At 63.3% G+C, this 18,967-nt stretch carries 16 protein-coding genes and 1 tRNA gene; 11 read left to right on the top strand and 6 right to left on the bottom strand.

Features of this window, described 5'->3' with window-relative positions; all coding sequences use genetic code 11:
- The first annotated feature begins 5 nt into the window (after positions 1–5).
- The 4 genes from QQ977_RS01550 to QQ977_RS01565 all read left to right on the top strand — a co-directional run bounded on the left by QQ977_RS01550 (position 6) and on the right by QQ977_RS01565 (position 3,011).
- Positions 6–89 (top strand) — tRNA-Ser (locus QQ977_RS01550).
- Positions 90–302: 213 nt separating this feature from the next.
- A complete protein-coding gene (locus QQ977_RS01555; RefSeq protein ID WP_285927137.1) occupies positions 303–1,025 on the top strand; it encodes an SDR family oxidoreductase in 723 nt (240 codons plus the stop codon).
- A 145-nt stretch (positions 1,026–1,170) separates the two neighbouring features.
- Complete coding sequence (locus tag QQ977_RS01560) at positions 1,171–2,715, top strand: acyl-CoA carboxylase subunit beta (RefSeq protein WP_285928730.1); 1,545 nt, start codon at positions 1,171–1,173, stop codon at positions 2,713–2,715.
- A complete protein-coding gene (locus tag QQ977_RS01565; RefSeq protein WP_285927138.1) occupies positions 2,715–3,011 on the top strand; it encodes a hypothetical protein in 297 nt (98 codons plus the stop codon). Before QQ977_RS01560 ends, QQ977_RS01565 begins: the two co-directional genes overlap by 1 nt.
- A gap of 14 nt (positions 3,012–3,025) precedes the next feature.
- On the opposite strand, the gene QQ977_RS01570 is transcribed toward QQ977_RS01565, so the two are convergent.
- The 5 genes from QQ977_RS01570 to QQ977_RS01590 form a co-directional block, all read right to left on the bottom strand.
- On the bottom strand, positions 3,026–3,634 hold the full coding sequence (locus tag QQ977_RS01570) for a hypothetical protein (RefSeq protein WP_285927139.1): 609 nt from the start codon (positions 3,632–3,634) through the stop codon (positions 3,026–3,028).
- Between the two features lie 76 nt (positions 3,635–3,710).
- Positions 3,711–5,729, bottom strand: a complete 2,019-nt coding sequence (locus tag QQ977_RS01575) for a SpoVR family protein (RefSeq protein ID WP_285927140.1) — start codon at positions 5,727–5,729, stop codon at positions 3,711–3,713.
- Entirely contained in the window at positions 5,722–7,050 is a 1,329-nt protein-coding gene (locus tag QQ977_RS01580) for a YeaH/YhbH family protein (protein WP_285927141.1), read from the bottom strand. Before QQ977_RS01580 ends, QQ977_RS01575 begins: the two co-directional genes overlap by 8 nt.
- Entirely contained in the window at positions 7,041–9,326 is a 2,286-nt protein-coding gene (locus tag QQ977_RS01585; protein ID WP_285927142.1) for a PrkA family serine protein kinase, read from the bottom strand. Before QQ977_RS01585 ends, QQ977_RS01580 begins: the two co-directional genes overlap by 10 nt.
- Positions 9,326–11,398, bottom strand: coding sequence for a PrkA family serine protein kinase (locus tag QQ977_RS01590; RefSeq protein WP_285927143.1), 2,073 nt, complete (start codon positions 11,396–11,398; stop codon positions 9,326–9,328). The genes QQ977_RS01585 and QQ977_RS01590 overlap by 1 nt, the downstream gene beginning before the upstream one ends.
- A gap of 494 nt (positions 11,399–11,892) precedes the next feature.
- Between QQ977_RS01590 and QQ977_RS01595 the strand changes: the two genes are divergently transcribed.
- Entirely contained in the window at positions 11,893–12,285 is a 393-nt protein-coding gene (locus QQ977_RS01595) for a DUF5820 family protein (RefSeq protein ID WP_285927146.1), read from the top strand.
- 56 nt (positions 12,286–12,341) lie between these two features.
- The gene (locus QQ977_RS01600) at positions 12,342–12,788 is read left to right on the top strand and encodes a UPF0179 family protein (protein WP_285927147.1); all 447 of its coding nucleotides are present in this window, start codon (positions 12,342–12,344) and stop codon (positions 12,786–12,788) included.
- Between the two features lie 61 nt (positions 12,789–12,849).
- Here the strand turns inward: QQ977_RS01600 and QQ977_RS01605 are convergent, their stop codons facing one another.
- Entirely contained in the window at positions 12,850–13,398 is a 549-nt protein-coding gene (locus QQ977_RS01605) for a hypothetical protein (protein WP_285927148.1), read from the bottom strand.
- 438 nt (positions 13,399–13,836) lie between these two features.
- On the opposite strand from QQ977_RS01605, the gene QQ977_RS01610 reads away from it, so the two are divergent.
- From QQ977_RS01610 to QQ977_RS01630, 5 genes are all read left to right on the top strand, one after another.
- Positions 13,837–14,808, top strand: a complete 972-nt coding sequence (locus tag QQ977_RS01610) for an AIR synthase family protein (RefSeq protein WP_285927150.1) — start codon at positions 13,837–13,839, stop codon at positions 14,806–14,808.
- Between the two features lie 563 nt (positions 14,809–15,371).
- On the top strand, positions 15,372–16,043 hold the full coding sequence (locus QQ977_RS01615) for a metal-dependent transcriptional regulator (RefSeq protein ID WP_285927151.1): 672 nt from the start codon (positions 15,372–15,374) through the stop codon (positions 16,041–16,043).
- 78 nt (positions 16,044–16,121) lie between these two features.
- Positions 16,122–17,120 carry a metal ABC transporter substrate-binding protein gene (locus QQ977_RS01620; protein ID WP_285927153.1) on the top strand — a complete coding sequence of 333 codons (999 nt, stop codon included), beginning with the start codon at positions 16,122–16,124 and terminating at the stop codon, positions 17,118–17,120.
- Positions 17,121–17,180: 60 nt separating this feature from the next.
- On the top strand, positions 17,181–17,933 hold the full coding sequence (locus QQ977_RS01625; protein WP_285927155.1) for a metal ABC transporter ATP-binding protein: 753 nt from the start codon (positions 17,181–17,183) through the stop codon (positions 17,931–17,933).
- A gap of 1 nt (position 17,934) precedes the next feature.
- Complete coding sequence (locus QQ977_RS01630) at positions 17,935–18,900, top strand: metal ABC transporter permease (RefSeq protein WP_285927156.1); 966 nt, start codon at positions 17,935–17,937, stop codon at positions 18,898–18,900.
- Positions 18,901–18,967 lie beyond the last annotated feature (67 nt).

Consider the following 18,967-nt stretch of genomic DNA (forward strand, 5'->3'; position numbering starts at 1 on the left):
CTCGAGGTGGGGTGGCAGAGCGGCCCAACGCGCCTGCCTTGAGAGCAGGTGGCTGTCAAGCCTCATGGGTTCAAATCCCATCCCCACCGTATTTTGCCGCGAGCAACGTCGCGAGCGGCAAATCGTAACGGATGGATTTGAACGAGAGGCGTCACAGCGCGCGAACGCAGTGAGCGAGCGCCGTCACGTGGTTCGGATCCCATCCCAGCCGTGTCTCGATCGTTCCAGGCCAGCGGCCAGTCGAACCGGCAACAGCACGCCCGACCGTCGGGTTGATCACGCCAGCCGACCAACCATGGCCCATGGCACCAATACCCGCGTACGACCTCGAATTCGACGACACCGTCGCCGTGATCACCGGGGCAAGTGGCGCACTCGGCAGCGCCGCCGTCGAGCGATTCCGCGAGGCGGGCGCGACCGTCTGTGCCGTCGACGTGATCGAACCCGACGACGAGGAGGCCATGCTCGAACCCGATTCGGGGACGCAGTTCTATTCGGCCGACCTGACCGACGAAGGCGACGTCGAAGCGCTGATCGAACAGGTTGTCGACGATCACGGCCGGATCGATCACCTGCTGAACGTCGCCGGCACCTGGCGCGGCGGCGATCACGTGGAGGAGACCGACCTCGAGGAGTTCGAACTGCTCGTCGACGTGAACCTGAAGACGGCGTTTCTCGCCTCCAAACACGCCTTACCCCACCTACAGGACAGCGAGGGGGCGATCGTCAGCATCAGCGCCAGGTCCTCGCTCGAGGGCGGTGCGGGCGACGGACCCTACCGGATTACGAAGGCGGGCATTCGACTGTTGACCGAGACGCTCGCGGAGGAAAACCGCGGGACGGTGCGGGCAAACTGCGTGATGCCGAGCGTGATCGACACGCCGGCAAACCGCGAGATGATGCCCGACGCCGACCACGAGTCGTGGGTCGACCCGGGAGACATCGCCGACGTGATGGCGTTTCTCTGCAGCGAGGGGGCGTCCGTGACCAGCGGGGCGGCAGTCCCGGTCTACGGCGAGGCGTGACGGCGGCGTGACGACGCAGATTGGTTCGTTACAACGTATCAAACCAGCACGAGCGGCGCTTGCGTCGTCTCGTTACAGAACGTTTTTTGTGGCGGTGATCATTGCACCGAACAATGACTCGACACGGGAGGCCACAGCCATGACGATGGAAGATCGCATCGAGGAACTCGAGGAAATGCGCGCTGAGGCACTCGAGGCCGGTGGCGAAGAGCGTATCGAGAAACAACACGACAAGGGGAAGATGACCGCCCGCGAGCGGATCGATTACTTCCTCGACGACGGCACGTTCACGGAGTTCGACCAGCTCCGGACTCACCAGACGAGCCAGTTCGGGATGGACGAAAAGAAGATTCCCGGCGACGGCGTCGTCACGGGCTATGGCGAGGTCAACGGCCGGACCGTCTTCGTCTTCGCACACGACTTTACCGTCTTCGGCGGCTCGCTCGGCGAGGTCTTCGCCGAGAAGATCACCAAGGTGATGGACATGGCGATGGAGGTCGGTGCCCCCATCGTCGGCCTGAACGACTCCGCGGGCGCACGCATCCAGGAGGGCGTCAAGAGCCTCGCCGGCTTCACCGAGATCTTCCGGCGCAACCAGGAGGCAAGCGGCGTCGTTCCGCAGATCTCCTCGATCATGGGGCCGTGTGCCGGCGGTGCAGTGTACTCGCCGTCGATCACCGACTTCATCTTCATGGTGAAAGACACGAGCCACATGTACATCACCGGGCCGGGCGTCACCAAGACCGTCACCGGCGAGGACGTCACCCACGAGGAACTCGGCGGCGCGATGACCCACGCTGACAAGACCGGCGTCGCCCAGTTTGCCTGCGAGAGTGAAGAGGGGGCCCTGGACAAGATCAAGCGCCTGCTGTCGTACCTGCCACAGAACAACGTCGAGGATCCGCCACGCGTCGAGCCGTGGGACGATCCCGACCGCCGGGACGAGGCCCTCGAGGCGATCGTCCCCGACAGTCCACAGAAGCCCTACGACATGAAAAACGTCATCGACAGCGTCGTCGACGAGGGCTCCTTTTTCGAGGTTGCGGATAACTTCGCACAGAACATCGTCGTCGGCTTCGGTCGGCTCGACGGCCGTTCGGTCGGTGTCGTCGCCAACCAGCCGCGAGTCAACGCGGGTACGCTCACCGTCGACGCCTCGATGAAAGGCTCTCGCTTTGTCCGCTTCTGTGACTCGTTTAACATCCCGATCGTCACCTTCGTCGACGTCCCCGGCTACATGCCCGGCACCGACCAGGAACACCGCGGGATTATTCGCCACGGCGCGAAGCTGCTCTATGCCTACTCCGAGGCGACCGTCCCGCTGCTCACCGTTATTACGCGCAAGGCCTACGGCGGCGCCTACTGTGTCATGGCCTCGAAGAATCTCGGAGCCGACGTCAACTACGCCTGGCCGACCGCCGAAATCGCCGTCATGGGCCCACAGGGCGCGGTCAACATCCTCTATCGGGAGGAACTCGCGGAAGCGGACAACCCCGACGAACTCCGGGACGAACTCATCGAGGAGTACCGCGAGGAGTTCGCCAACCCCTACACCGCCACCGACAAAGGATTCCTCGACGACGTCATCCTCCCGACCGAGACCCGCCCGCGGCTGATCGACGACCTCGAGATGCTCGAGACGAAACGCGAGGACAACCCCGACAAGAAACACGGCAACATCCCGCTGTAATGAGCCGACACGACACCGACGACAGAGAGTCGAACCCGCTCGAGGGCGTCGAACTGACGCTTCCGGAGACTGCAAGCGAGGACGAGGCCGCCGCGATCGTCGCCGCGATCGGTGCACACGTCCGCGACCTCGAGCTCGCCGCCGTCGCCGCAGCAGCCGACGGCGAGGAGAGCTGGGACGGCAAGCGCTGGGCGTTTACCGGGCGGGTTCGAGGACAGCAAGGTCGCTCCGTTCGCGTTCCGATCGACGCACCGACGGATCCGTGGGCCGCGGCCGGTCGAACCGATCGCTTCTAACCCCTCGGTCGACGTCACTCGACGGGAACCCGACTCCGGCCCCCGAGTGCGAGTTCGGCTCGATCGCGGACGGTCGGCGCCGGATCGTTCTCGAGGACGGCCTCGAGCAGCCCGGTCGCCGGCTCGATCGCGGACGGATGCGTCGTCGAGAGCGTGGCAAAAAGCGTCACGCCCGCCGGGCCGAGCCCGGCGTCGGCGTCTTCCAGCGCGTCGACGAGGACGTCGATGTGACCGACGACGGTGTCGGGTCTCGCTTCGGCGATCCGCGCCAGACATCGAAGAGCGTGCGTCCGACCCGGATGAGACGGCCGTGACCGAACGAACCGAACGACGGCATCCGTCGACGGCGCGACGTCGGCCGGCGAGACGGCAGCGAGCGCTGCGAGACAGTACGCGACGCTTTCGTGACAGTCGAGCGACGACTGCTCGAGGAGTTCTCGGAGCTTCGGCACGGTCGGTAAACACCGTCTCGGATCGTTCTCGACGACTTCGCGGACGGTTTCGACGGCCTCGGCGCTGACGTCCGGGTCCGGGTCGTCGAGCCGGGCGAGTAACGTCGGTACGTCGACGTCCGCTCCCGATGTTGTCCCCCCGTTCGCTGACTGGTGAGTGTCCCCCGACATCCCATCAGATACGTTTCCTATCGGGAGCAAAAACGTTCCGGCCGAGAACGCCGGCTCGCGAGGTCGTTTGGCGGAGTTAGGCGAGCCACTCGTCGGGTTTCGTGTCGTAGTCGACGTCGTCGGCGGCGAGGTGGTCGACTTCCTCCCACGGTACGTCCTCGATCGTCACCTCGTCGCCGTCGTAGCGGATGCGCTTGCCCCGCTCTTCGGGTTCGGGTTCGCGGTTGCGGCGTTTCGCGACCTCGACGTCGTGTTCGTCGACCTCCTTGACGATCGTCAGCAGGTTCACGGGCCGACCCCAGAGTTTGAACACTCGCTTCAGAGTCTCTTTGGCCTGCTCGAGATCGAGCATAACGCCGTTGTACTGGTGGCCGAGCAACAACTCGCCGGCGTTGTTGTAGTTGCCGTCGTAGACCGCGATCGTCGGCTTCCCGAAGTTGGTAAACTGCAACAGCAGTTTCTTCTTGACGTCCGCAGCGTCGACACTCGAGACGTGGAAGCCGCCGGTCGCCTGGGAGTACTCGTAGGTGAAGTAGTCGTTCTCCGTGATGAACTCCTGGGTGAGAAACTCATCGAGGAAGGTCACGTCGTTGTGACTCTCACGGACGTCTCCCATCCGATCCCAGCCGGCGGTGTACTCGACGTCGGCGAGTGCCTCCTCGACCGACGAGTACCGTGCGTCGTCGAAGAGATACCGGCCGATGCGCTCGAGTTCGTTCTGGCCGACCCGGGAAAGGAAGCCCCGGTGCTGGCGTTTCACAAGCGAGTAATGTCGTCGAGCCAGTCCCTCGTAGGTGAGCACCTTCCAGGGGTAGCGGTCGACGTCGATCTCGCCTGCGCGGGCGCGCTCGAGCGCCTCGTAGTCGACGTAGCGGTCGTCGACGTCCTCGAGGGCCGAAAGCGAGTCCGCATCGACCGCAGCGATCGCCTCCGGCGGTTCGAGTTCCGCGAGGACGTCCTCGAAGTCGACGACGTCGGTGAGGTTGCGCCAGGAGATTCCTTCGACTCGCAACAACCGCTCGAGCACCTCCCGGCGATTCGTCGTGTTCTCGACGTACTGCCACAGCTCGAAGCCGAGGCTGTACGGGTTGAGCCCGCCGGAACCGAGCACTTTCGCCATGTGATCGGCGTAGCTCAGGAACTCGTCGTCGCCGGCGAAGGTCTCGTCGCCCATCATCAGCGACTCCCAGTAACTCGCCCATCCCTCGTTCATCACCTTCGTCATCTTCTGGGCGGCGAAGTAGTACGCCTCCGCCCGCATCATGTCCAGGACATCCCGTTGCCACTCCTCCATCTCGACTGCCTTGCCAACCTCCTCGTCGTACTGTTTGCCGTACTCCCTCGCGAAACCCAGGACGTCCTTCTCGGGTTCGTCGGGGAAGCTGACGGCCGCGTCCTCCTCGTCGAGTTTCTCGAGCCACTCCTCGTCGAAGACCTCGCCTTTGATCTCCTCTGAGAGCTCGAGTTCGTCGAGTTTCTCGGCGAGGTCCTCGTCGATGGCTTCCTCGGGTGCGCCGTCGAGATCGAGTCGCCGGCTGAACACCCGATGCTGGTCGACGTTGTCCTCGAGACAGAGCGCGTGGTCGATCCACTTCTCGACCTCTGCACGGTCGATCTCGGGGTCGGCCATGTACTCGTCGATCGCGCGGGCGTGTCGCTCGAGCATGGCCGCGGCGTCGACGGACTCCTCGTCTGCTCGACCCGCGGTGAACATGGCGAACCACTCGTTGTTCGCGAAGAAGTCGGAGTGGGCCTCGACGTGGGTGATCACCGCCTTCTGGTCGGCAAGCGCGTTCGACTCCTGTAAGAACGCGTGGGCGGGGTTGTCGTTGTTGACGATCTCGAATGCCTTGCCGCCGGTGTAGCGGTCCTGTTTCTGCTGGCGGTCGTACTGCATTCCCCACCGCCAGTGTGGGTACCGCGACTGGAAGCCGCCGTAGGCGATGAGCTCGTTCATCTCGTCGTGGTCGACGATCCAGTAGTTGACCGGATACGGCTCTAAGCCGAGCTTTTCGGCGAGCTTACGCGCCTCGAAGACCGGTTTCTCCAGATCGTCGGCGATCGCCTGTTTGCGGAATCTGTCCGAATTACTCATCCGTATCACTCTCCGTACTGAGAATTTCGTAGATCGCGTCGGTCACGTCCCCCTCCTCGTTGACGTAGGCCACCGCCACGTCCTCGTCGTCGCCGAAGTGACGTTCTAACTCCTCGGCGTGGGTGGCGTTGATCGCGTTGCCGCTTGGCTGGGTCTCGACGTAGGCGTGGAGGTTCGCCGGAATCGACTCCATAAGCGGGATCACCCGCTCTTCGGTGTCGTTGCTGGAGTTCTCGCTGTCGCCGGCGGCGAAGACGTACCGGTTCCAGTCGCTCCAGGGATACTCCTCTAACAACTCGGCGGCGAGTTCGTACGCACTCGAGATCTTCGTTCCGCCACCGCTTCGAATGCCGAAGAAGTTCTCGCGGGAGACTTCCCAGGCGTCGGCATCGTGGGCGATGTAGACGAACTCGGCGTTGTCGTACTTACCGGTGAGATACCAATCGAGCGGGGTGAACGTTCGCTCGACGAGTTCGCGTTTCTTTTCGCGCATCGAGCCCGAGACGTCACGGATGTTGACGACGACGACGTTTTTCTCCCGTTCCTCGACGATCTCGGGGTAGCGGTAGCGTTCGTCCTCTCGGCGGAAGGGGACGTGTTTGATCCCTTCCCGGCGGATCTTCTGTTGGACCGACTCGCGTTCGACCTCGGATTCGACCTCCTCGATCGAGGTCCACGTGCCGCGTTCGTCGTCGGGGATCTCTCGGAAGGCGTCTTCGATCCAGGCCATCGAAACGGGGAGGTTCTCCTCGCGTGCCCACTCGAAGACCTCGCGCGGGGAGATGTCTTCGACCTTGCAGACCTCCCGCAGAAAGTCTTCGTCGAAATCCATCGCGAGTTTTCGTTTGAGCCCCTCCTTGAACATCCGTTCGAAGTCGAGGGTGCTGTCCGGTCCCGACCGCGTGAGGTCGGTGAACGGGCCTTCTTTCTCCTCGATCACCTTCTTGCCCTTCGGCTCTAAGTCGAGTCCGAGTTCCTCGTCGAGTTCCTGGGCGAACTCTTCGGGATCCATCTCGTAGTACTCGTGCTCGCCGCTTTCTTCGCCTGGCTCGTCGCCGTCTTCCTCGCCGTCCTCGCCCGGCTGTGGCTGGGGCTGGCCGACGGGTTGACCGACGTCCGGCGTGTCGCCGTCGCCCTGGCCGACGCCACCTTGATCGCGCTGGTCGTACTCGAAACTCGGCAGCGAGACGATCTTCACCGGGACGTTGATCTCCTCGCGGCTGCTTCCGCCGAGGTCGCCGTATCTGATGAAATCGGCGAGATCCTCGCGGCGCTTTTCGCCCACTTCGCGGAATCTATCGAGGTCCTCTCTTAGTCCCATCTGTAGCTCACCTGTCCCATGACGTGCCTGCTGGTCAGTTCAGCGGACGCCCGCGAGTACTCGAACAGCTCGACCATCCGATCGATCGTCTCCGCTTTGACCGCCGCCGTTTCGGTGCCACTCGGCGGATCGTCCCACTGTTTGGGATCGAAGTCCTCGAACGTACGACGGACGTCGTCCCAGTCGTGGCTCTCTAAGACCGTCTTGATCACCGGGATCGCGGTGAGGTCGACGTCTTCGACCGTGAAGTCCTCGTCGCGTTGCTCCCAGGCGTGGCGGTTCAGCGCCGTGATCACCTTCTCCCGGCGGAATTTCCGGACGCTCTCTCGCGGCAGGTTACCCTGGTAGGCCTCCTCCGAGAATCGGCCGAGGTGTTCGATCTCGAACACCTTCATCGTCAGCGGATCGGGTTCGACGCGTTCGCCGCGGTCGTTGTACAGCGGTTCGTCCGTCTCCCAGGCGTAGACGTGCTCGACGTACTCGGCGACGGTTTCCTCGTCGACGCGTTTGTCGTGCATGATCGCCTCGATGACGTCTGCCTCCTGGCGGTCGAAGACGTGGTTTTTCACGGGCACCACGCGGGTTTCGAACTCGGAACGCTCGGCTGTAGAGAAGACGGGCGCATCGGCCAGCCCATCCGCCATCGCGTTCAACACGTCCCGCGGCATGATGACGTCCTCGACCGGGAGGTCGGGGTGGTGGCGATCTCTGTCCTCCTGGAGCAAGTCCGCGAGCACGTCCCGGATGTAGGTCACCGGAATGCCGTGGTCGCCGTCCGTACCGTCGCCGTCGAAGTCGAACTCGTCTTTCTCCCGACGGCTGTCGCCTTCCTGGAGGTAGCCCTGATCGAAGATCAGCGCCTTGTCGACGAGATCGAGCCCGGACGGCAGGTCGTCCTCGTCGAGTCGACTCACGACGGCGTACAGCGACGCCGCCTCGAGTGCGTGCGGTGCGAACTCGCGTTCCCGTACTGTCCCCTCGCCGTCTTTGACCGAAATCGCCACCGGTTCGCGGATCTTCTCTTCGAGTTCGTCGTACCTGTCTGCCTCCCAGACGGCAGTCTCGCCGGTCAACTCCCGGCGGATGAGTTCGGTCTCGAGCGAGAGGTTCGTCAGGTAGCCGAACTCGTGTTTGTCAAGGCGTCGTTTCAGCGCCTTCAGCGGGTCGGTGCCGTTGCGGTCGGCGTGTTGGTTGAGCTGGGCCTCGAGGTCGGGGTTCGAGATGATCAACAGCTGGGTGTCGACGTCCATCCCGATCCCTTTGTCGAGCTTGACCGACTGTTCGTCGGGGACGTTGAGCAGCTTCTGTAACAGGTCGGCGTGCTGGGCGGCGTCCTCGACGATCGTCAGCCCACCGTTGCCCTGTGAGAGGACGCCGTCGTAGCTGAACGCCTGCGGGTTCTTCCGGCCACGGGAGTCGAGTTCCTGAAGCATCCCGTGCATCCACGAGCCCACGAGTCGTTCCTTCGGCGGTCCCTCGTCCTCGCTGTGGAGGACGCCGACGCCCTGGCCGACGCCGACGACGTAGTTTTTCACCCGCAGGTGGCTCTCGTCGGTGATCGCCGAGAACAGCTCCTCGCGCCCCTGCCGGCGGTACCGCTCCTCGAGGAAGTCGTAGGCTTCCCGCGAGAACGGATCGAGCCGGGTGTCGACCTCGATCGGAGCGTGATCTTCGAGATCGCCGTTGAGTTCTGCGAGCAGGTCTTCGCGAATCTCCTCGGGGAACACCGACAGCGGATGCGCCTGGACCGGGCTCTCGAACCAGTTCTCGTCGTCCGTCGCGGTGGGGTCGGTGCCGTAGCTTAGTCCGCGCGATTCGGCGTCTGCCGTCCGGACGTTCCACTCGATGGTGTATCGCCGGCCCGCAGGCGTCTTCGAGTACTCGCGCAGTCCGTTGACAAGACACCGTTTGAGCTCGGATTTACCCGTCGCCGTGGGGCCCTCGAACCAGATAATTTTCTCCTCTTTCCCGCGGCCGGCTGCGATCGAACGCAGATCGTCGACGAAGCCGTTCAACACCTCGGTGTTGCCCAGGATCGCGTGTTCGCCGTCGTTGTGCGGATCGTCGAAGAACCGATAGCGCTGTTTCTCCTCGCCTTCCTCGACGACGGTGCGGGTGCCGGCGTCTTCGATCGCCTCGAGCAGGTACTTCGAGGCGTGGGAGGCAATCTGTGGGCTCTCGAAGATCCGGTCGACGTACGCCGCGAGGCTCATCGGCTCCTCGTAGGTCTCCTCGAGCGTGCGGTCGGCCGCGCTGACGTACTCCTCTCCGGTCATCAGTCTTCAATCTCGGCTTTGGCGACCTCCGCACCGGCGAACTCGAGGACCTCCTTTGCGCCGTCTTCGGAGTAGCCCTGCTCGGTGAGCGCGTCGATCCAGGAACTGCGTTCGTCGTCGTCGACGTCGCTCGCGCTGACCAGCGCGGAGAAGTTGATGTTGTGTTTCTTGTCCTCCCAGAGTTTGCGCTCTAAGGCCCGGCGGAGACGCTCGTTGTCCTGGGGGTTGAACGTATCGCCCTCGCGAGCCCTGCGGGAGACCCAATTGCTCACTTCCTGGCGGAAGTCTTCCTTGCGGTCTTCGGGAATGTCGAGTTTCTCCTCGACGCTGCGGAGGAAGGTTTCGTCCGGCTCCTGTTCGCGGCCCGTAAGTTCGTCTTCGATCGTGTCGTCGTCGATGTAGGCCATCACGTGGTCCATGTACTTCTCGCCCTGGCGTTGAATCTCGTCGACGTCGTAGGCGAGTGCGTGCCGGACGTCCTCGATCGCCCGCTCTTTGTACTCCTCGCGGACCGTCTCGAGGTAGCGGTAGTAGGTCTCGAAGTGTTCTTCGGGAATCGAGCCGTGGTGCTCTAAGTTCTCCTCGAAGAAGTTAAACACCGTAAGCGGCGAGAGGAAGCCACGCTGGCGGTGTTTCGAGTCCATGATCGCCTCGGCGATCTCGTCGCCGATAAAGCGCGGCGAGATGCCGATCATCCCCTCGCCGATCTCGGCCTTCTGTTCGGCCTCCTCGCGGAGTTTCTTGACGTCGATGTCGTCGCCCTCGTCGATCTCGCCGTTGTAGGCTTTGGCCTTCGAGAGCAGGTCGATCGTCTCGGTGTCGGGCTCCTCGACCCGGGTGAGGACGCCGAACAGGCCGGCCATCTCCAGGGTGTGTGGCTCGACGTTGATGTCGGGCACGTCGGCGTTTGCCAGCATCTTCTCGTAGATGCGAGCCTCGTCCTCGTAGGAGAGGACGTACGGGAAGTCGATCCGTTTGGTACGGTCGTTGAACGCCTCCATCTTCTCGTCGCCTTTCTTGTCTTTGTACTCGGGCATGTTCGTCCGCCCGACGATCACCTGGTCGATGTCGATCCGGGGGTTGTTCTTCGGCTTGATCGTCATCTCCTGGGTGGCATGCAGGAAGTCATAGAGGAACTCCCGCTGGAGTTTCAGCAGTTCCTCCCCGGAGAAGACCCCGCGGTTGGCGTTACAGAACGCCCCCGAGTAGTCGAACGCGCGAGGGTCTGACTCGCCGTAGATGGCGATCTTCGAGTAGTTGACGTCGCCCGTGAGCTCGGTCTCATCCTGGTTTTTCTTGTCCTTGGGTTCGAACGTCTCGAGGCACTGGCGTTTGTTCTCGTCGGCGACGAGCCGGACGATCTCGACGTGGTTTCGCAACACCTGCTCTAAGTCGTCCTCGTAGTGAGCCAGCAGCCGGTCCATGTAAAACTCCGACTCGGGATCGAGGCTCTGTTCGTTTTGAATCGTGTACGGGGCGTCGAGCCGGTCGTTTATGTCCTCGATCACCGACTGGCGCTGTGCGAGCGGGAGGAGGACGAGCGGATCCTGGTTCATCGGCGACCGGACGGTGTCGTCGGCGGGATCCTGGTCCTCGATGACCTCACAGAGGTTGGTCCATCGGAAGGTGTACATCCGGCCCTCCTCCCGGAGCGTGTAGTCTTCGAAGTAGGTCCGGACCTGCCGGTCGAAGTGAGATTTCCCGGAGCCGACGGGGCCGAGCAGGAGCTTGATCCGGCGTTCCGGCCCGAGTCTGCGCGCGCCGGATTTGACCTTATTGACGAACTCGTGGATCGACTGGTGGATCACCTTCCCGTAGAAGGTGTTCTCACCGTCGTTGAGTGGGTCCTCGCTCGCGAGCTGGTACTCGACGACGCCTTCGGTCTCGTCGTAACTGGTCCCGTAGTAGTCGAACATGTCCGCGACGCGCTGATGGGCGTTGCGGGCGATCTTCGGATCCTCGTACACTTCCTCGAGGTACCAGTCGAACGATTTGGTCTCCCGCAGGTCTGCGGGCATCGACTCCTTGTATTCGCTGCTTAAGTTTTCGAGCGTCTCGATGTCACCGTTCATGGTATCGTGATGGTCGTGATGGGGTCTGTCCGTTCTCGGATCCGACGGCGGGGCACGTGCGTTCGGACGGCGGTCGATCCTATCATATGTTGGCACTTACCACTCCACCGGACCGTGAGCCGACGTCGGGCGAGGACGTCGCGGCGGGAACCGGCGGCGAGTGGCTCGGTCCGTCGAACGGATACCGATAGTATTTAATGTGTGAGTGATGCACATACTTAAGGCTTTACCCAAAAGCTATTTACCAGAAGCAAATTCCAGCCCGCCTCCGGCAGAATCGTATGCTGTCGGTCCACATCGCACCGGGTCCACGGGTCCCTGACGGATAAACTGTCGGCCGGAACACTCCGGTTGCAGTCATACGGACTGCTGGAACTGTGTACCGGCGCGGCCGCGGGACGGTCCCCGGTCGCGGCGGTACTGACTTACAGCAGTCCGTATCGGTCCGGACCGTATGCGACGAGGATTTAGGACTTCCTCGCGTAGCGTTTTCCATGGCGGAGTTCGTGAATCTTCCCGACGGTTGGGTCGTCTGGAGCGACGAGGACGACGGCAGATGCGTCCTCGCGTACCGGCCCGACGTCTTCGACGCCGACACGTTTCCGGCCGTCTGTCTTCCGACGCTGTATCTCACGCACGGGCGTCGATCACGCCGACCGGGACGAAACCCGACAACGCCCGACGACGACTGGTACGTCACCGTCTACCTCGAGCCCGACGTCGTCCTCGAGCAGTGCCGACTCGACACCCGCGAGGCGGCCGTCGACCGTGCCCGTTCGCTCGTCCGACGTTTCGCCGACGGCGAGCTCGACTACCGTAGCGCCTACCAGGTCCCACGCGAGCGATACCTCGACCGGCTCGACGACCTCACCGGGAGAGACGGCTGACGACGGACCGAGCGCGGGAAGCCACGCTTAACCGGACACGCCACCAACACCGGAGTATGTCGACCGTCACCCTCATCGGCACTCGTCTCGCAGAGCCCGGCACCGAGTTCGTCTACCACGGCGAAGCCGACGCCTGCACCGGCTGTCCATACCGGAGCCAGTGTCTCAACCTCGAAGCCGAGACGCGATACCGCGTCGTCGACGTCCGTGAGAACGCCCAGACGCTCGAGTGTGCCATGCACGACGGCGGCGTCCGCGCGGTCGAGGTCGAGCCCGTCGCGGTGACGGCGAACGTCTCCTCGCGGGGCGCATTCGCCGGCAGCAAGGCCTCGCTCGAGGGCCCGTGTCCCTACGTCGAGTGCCCGAGCCACGCGTACTGCGAACCCGACGGGATCGACTTCGGGACGGAGTACCGGATCGCGGCGGTTCTCGGCGAGCCGCCACACGAGCGGTGTCACCTCGATCGCTCGCTCGAGCTGGTCGAACTCGAATCCGACTCGTAGCCGGCCGTCTGCGAATCTCCGAACGGACGAGTCGACGGGACCGCGACCGCGCGACGAGCGATCAGTCGTTTTTCAGCTCACCTCTCTCGACGAACTCCTCGACGTCGATCTCGTCCTCGACGAGTTCGATGGCCCACTCGACGTCGATTCCGAACACGAGGACTTCGGTATCGTTCTCGTCGGAGACGGTGAGTACGATCGTATCGACCGCCGTCTGGAACTCGTACGGATTGTCGATCGAATCGGCGACGGCCTCGCCGACGGGCTCGAGTTCCTCGGCCAGCTGTGCCGGGTCCGGCTCTCCTTTCGTCGTGACGACCTCGATGTCGAGGGTACGGTCGTCGTGTTCGACGCCGTCGATCGTGACGTCGTAGCCGTCGAGGTCCAGTTTCGTCTCGTCGAATCCGGGAACGTCGTCGACCGAGTCCCCGCCGGTTCCGTCGCTGTCCGTCCCGTCGTCTCCGGTAGTGTCGTCGTCGCCGGTATCGTCGTCTCCACCGCCGACGTCGTCGTCTCCGCCGTCGCCGTCTTCGTCGCCGGCGCTGAGACAGCCGGCCAGCGCGGTCGTGAACGCGACACCACTGCCGTACAGGAGGGCACGTCGCTCCATATCAGCGAGGTTGAATTCCACCCCGATTAGTAATTAGCAGCTACCGAACCGATGGCTCGACCTCCCGTCCGAATGCCGTCACGTCGGGCGATTCAGGGACCATCTTCTGAACGGCTCCCGGCTCGAAACCGAGACGACGATGCAGTAGGCGACCGACTACCGCCGGCTCGGCTCGGGTATCTAGCCCGTTTCTCGACGCCGAGATGGGTCTCCTCAGGTCCGCGACGGGAGTGAGGTACGTGGCCCGTACCCGAGGCTCGGTCTCGGCTCACGCCGGTTCGTCCGTGACGCCGTCGAGAACTCACGAGAGCGTTCGCGCCCGTGGGGGTCGTGATACGAGTACCCACGGAGACGGATAGTGGTTCGGAACCGAACCGGGCGTGTCGGCAGGCGGACGAACCCGACAGGTACAAACCGCGAATCGACGCAGTTCGTGGTATGCCCGGCAAAGTACCTCCGGACGAACTCCTCTCGCACGTCTTCGACCGAACGGGGACGACGGACGAGACGGTGTTGCAGGGGCCGGCGATCGGTGAGGACGCCGCTGCGATCGACCCACCCGACGGAACGCTCGTCGTCAGTTCCGATCCGATCTCGCTCGCCGCTTCACAGATTGGTCATCTGGGCGTCCACATCGCCTGTAACGACGTCGCCGTCTCCGGTGCGGATCCGCGATGGCTCACCGTCGTCGTCTTGCTCCCCGACGAGAGCGACCTCGAGGTGATCAGCGCGGACCTCGATCGGGCCGCCCGCGAGGTCGGCGCGACCGTCGTCGGCGGCCACAGCGAGTACGTCGACGCCCTCGAGCGGCCGATCGTCTCGCTGACCGCGATGGGCGTCACCGACGCGTTCGTCCCGACCGGCGGGGCAGCACCCGGCGACCGCGTGGTGCTCACGAAGGCGGCCGGCATCGAAGGAACGGCCATCCTCGCGTCGGACTTCGGCGCCGACCTCGAGGTCGCGACCGACGTCCGCGATCGCGCCGAGGAGTTTCTCACGGAGGTGAGCGTCCTCGAGGACGCCCGCGTGCTGCGTGAGTACGCGAGCGCGATGCACGACCCCACGGAAGGCGGCGTCGCCGCTGGCCTGTACGAACTCGCCCGTGCGTCCGACGTCCGCCTCGAGATCGACCGGGACGCGGTTCCGATCCGGGAGGCGACCCGACTGTTGTGTGATGCCGCCGGCGTCGATCCGCTGCGGATCTTCGGCTCTGGCGCAGTGCTCGCGACGGTACCCGAATCTGACGTCGACGCGGCACTCGACGGTCTCGAGGCGACGGGACACGAGGCGGCGGCGATCGGGACCGTCCGCGAGGGCGATGCGGTACTCGAACTCGGCGACGAGACGATCCGCGACCCCGTCGAGGACGACCTCTATCCCCTCTGGGCGGACGCCGACGCCGAAGCGTGATCGTCCGTCTCGCAGTCGACGCCACCACCTCTCCGGCCTGGCGACCGGTGAGTACGCCGACGTCGTTTCGCGAAGATTGATTCAGTGTAGTGAGTTAGACGACCCTAAAAAATTTATTTCTAATGGCAAATTATAAGTGGTTCTGTTGAGTATCTCACAAACGCGCTTCGAGAGAGGCGCAAGATCGAAACCATGTGTATCGTCTCGTGTTCCGGTTTCGCTGGAGCGCTGAACTGCCCCCAGGTGAGCTCCTAACACAGGAGCGGTCGTGATGACTCGTGGTCCCGTACCCGGATCACCCTCTTCGAAGACGGCTGCAACTCGCGTCGTTGCCTACTCCGATCGGGTGATACTGTCAGTCATACAGACGTGAACGCGACGAGTGACACCAGACACGCGTTCACCGGCCGGCTCACCCGGACGCCAATTCACCGGTCCATGACCGACAGTACGAGCACCGGCCCGTCCTCGACGACGCGATCGAGATACTTCTTTAGCTAACTCTAACTAATTTCTTATCCCTACCAACAATCTTATAATGTTTCTATAGTAAGGACAATTGGATGGAGCTCAGTCCGGTCGCACAAGACTACCTGAAGGCGATCTTTCACCTCGAGGAAGAGTACGGTCGGCCGGTCCGTACCGTCGAGATTGCCGACGCCGTTGGCGTTACCTCGCCGTCGGTGACGAATATGGTGGAGACGCTCGACGAACGCGACCTCGTGGAGTATACCCCGTACAAGGGTGTCGAACTGACCGAAGAGGGTGAGACGGTCGTGTTGAATCTCGTCAGGAAGCACCGGTTGCTCGAGACCTTCCTGACGGAGTGTCTCGACGTGCCCTGGACCGACGTCCACCGGGAGGCCGACCGCCTCGAGCACCACGTCAGCGACGAACTGGCCGATCGACTCGCCGACTTCCTCGGCGATCCGGCGACCGATCCCCACGGCGATCCGATCCCGGGCGCGGATCTGACCGTCGCCGACGAGCGATCGTACACGCCACTGACCGCGTACGACATCGGCGAAACCGTCGTCGTCGAACGGGTTCCCGACCGCGATCACGACGTTCGCGAGTACCTGTTCGAGCACGGACTCGAGCCGGGGACGGAACTCGCCCTCGAGGCGGTGACGCCGGTCGGGATCGTCGACGTCGTGCCCGACGACGCCGACAACTCGGTGGCTATTCCGACACAGGTTGCACGACGTATCGGCGCTCGAGCGACGTCACGCTGATCGTAAGCAAATTAGCTCTATCTAATCTATAATATAGATACCAAAAACTCAAATAGAGGAGTACCGAACGGGGAGGTAATGAGATCCGACGAAAACGATTCACGTGTCGTATCGCGCCGGAGTTTTACCGCGCTCAGTGTGGGGGCGCTTGCTGCAGGGTTCGCCGGCTGTCTCGGGGACGACCCACAGGAGAATAACGGCGGAGGCAACGGTGGCGCAGGAAGCAACGGTGACGCTGAGTACACCGTCTTCGCGTCGATGCCCGCAGTCTGGGACTTCGTCCGACAGACCGCTGGCGATCACATGGAGGCGATCGACCTCGTTCCGATCGGCGAGCACGGCCACGACTGGACGCCCGAACCCGGGACGGTCGAGGAACTCGACGAGGCCGACGGCTTCGTCTATCTCCGTGACTTCGCGACCTGGCAGGACGACGCCGCAGATCAACTCGAAGAACGCGACGACGTCGTGGTGATCGAGGCCACAGAAGGGATCGAGTTCTTCGACAGCCCTGCGGAGGACAACGACGAGCACTTCTGGATGGACCCAGTCGAGTGCCAGGACGGCGTCGAGAACATTGCCGACGGCCTCGCCGAGATCGACCCGGACAACGCCGACGACTACGAGGCAAACGCCGCGGCGTTCAACGACGAACTCGAGGCACTCAACGACGACATCCACGACATCGTCGACCGGGCGGAACTCGAGGACATCGTCGTCGCTACCCACGACTCCTTCCAGTGGTGGAACCGTCGCTACGACATCAACATCCACTCGCCGGTCGGGACTTCGCCCGACGACGCCGCTTCGGCGGCCGATGTCGAGGAAATCGAGACCCTGATCGAGGACATTGGTATCGAGCACGTCCTCTACGACGTCGGCGAACCCGCCCCGCTCGCGGATTCGCTCGCCGACGAGGTCGACGCAGAGATCCTGCCGCTCTCGCCGATCGAAACCCAGATCGACGGCAGCCCCGAGGTCGACCCCACCGTCGAGATGGAGCCTGACTGGGGGTACGTCGAGCACTTCCGTGAGATCAACCTGCCGACGCTCGAGACGGCACTCTGGGCGGAGTAGAATTAGCCCAATCAAAAGGTTTGGGTAGGTAGAGCGAATAAACGCCGCTAACTGACTACTATGACCCGCGCAATAACCGTCGACAACGTCCACTTCGCCTACGACGAGCAGCCGGTGTTGAGAGACGTCTCGCTGTCGGTCGAGGAAGGGGAGTTCCTGGGATTGATCGGTCCGAACGGCTCGGGCAAGACGACGCTGCTGAAGATCATGCTCGGCCTGCAGACGCCCGACACCGGCCGCGTCGAACTGTTCGGGACGCCGTCGACGGCGTTCTCGGAGGGGACCCGGCTCGGGTACGTCTCACAGCAGTCGACCGAGGCCGAGACGATGATGCCCGTTACCGTCCGGGAGGTCGTGACGATGGGACGATATCCACACGCCGGACTCCGGCGGCTGAGCGCCGACGACCGTGAGATTATCGACGACGCACTCGAGGAAGTCGGGATCACCGATCTCGCCGACCGACGAATCAACCGTTTGTCGGGTGGCCAGCGACAGCGGGCCTACATCGCCCGGGCGCTCGCCTCCGAGGCGGACCTGCTGGCACTCGACGAGCCCACCGTCGGCGTCGACGCGGGCTCGGTCGAGCAGTTCTACGACCTGCTCGAGGAGCTCAACGACGACGGCATCACGATCGTCCTCATCGAACACGACCTCGGCCGCGTCACTGATCACGCCGACACGATCGCCTGTCTCGACGGGGAACTGTACGAACACAGCGCGACCGAACAGTTCCTCGAGAGCGACACCTTGGATCGGGTGTTCAGCTCGACTCGAGCGGTCGGAACGGCGGCGAGCGCCGGTGGGGATTGAGATGGCCGTTGGAACGAACACCTCGAGACGACAGCTCTCCGCGCTTGCCCTTGCCATCCCGCTCGTCTTGCTTGCACTCGCCGGCTTCATCATCTGGGTGTTTCCACCGCTGTTCGAGCGATTCTGGGGGGCAGCGTGTTCGGCGACCGACACGTGGCTGGTCTGTAGTGGCTTCCTCCAGCGAGGGTTCACTGCCGGCGTCCTCATCGGGATCACCGCGCCGATCGTCGGCACCTACCTCGTCAACCGGCAGATGGCGCTGATCGGCGAGGCGCTCGCGCACACGGCCTTCGGCGGGGTCGCGATCGGCCTGTTCATCGGTGCGGCCGTGCCGCGGTTCGACTATCCGCTCCTGTTCGCACTCGTCGCCGCGGCGATCTCCGCACTCGGCATGCAGTACATCGCCGTCAAGACCGACGGCTACGCCGACATCCCGATCGCGATCATGCTCACGGGCGGATTCGCCGTCGGAATCGCCGTCATCTCCTACGGCGTCGTCTTCAGTGCGACCGTCGAGAGCTACCTGTTCGGGGACATCCTCTTTGTCCCCTTCGAGAACGTCCAGCTCATGGTCGCGCTCACGATGCTCGTCCTCGGGACCGTCGCGCTTACGCACAAACAGCTCCTGCTCATCACCTTCGACCGCGAGGCTGCACGGCTCGCACGCATCAACGTCTGGTTCTACGACACGCTGTTGATCGTGCTGACCGCGCTCGTCGTCGTCGCGGCGATGCAGATTCTCGGGGCGATCCTTGTCGCCGGGATGCTCGTGATCCCCGTCGCCGCGGCGATGCAGCTGACGACCGGCTTCAACCGCGGGTTAATCATGTCGGTACTGCTCGGTCAGGTCGCCGTCTTCGGTGGTATCTTCCTCTCGTACTACTGGAGCGTCGCGACCGGTGCGATGATCATCATCGTCGCGATCGTCCTCTACATCTGGTCCGTAGTTGGTGAGCCGATCTGGTAGCCCTCAAGACGTCTCACCATCCAGGACGCCTCCTCGGGGACTGACCGAAATAAATATGTTGATCAAC

Source organism: Natrialbaceae archaeon AArc-T1-2 (genome assembly GCF_030273315.1).
Classification (GTDB): Archaea; Halobacteriota; Halobacteria; order Halobacteriales; family Natrialbaceae; genus Tc-Br11-E2g1.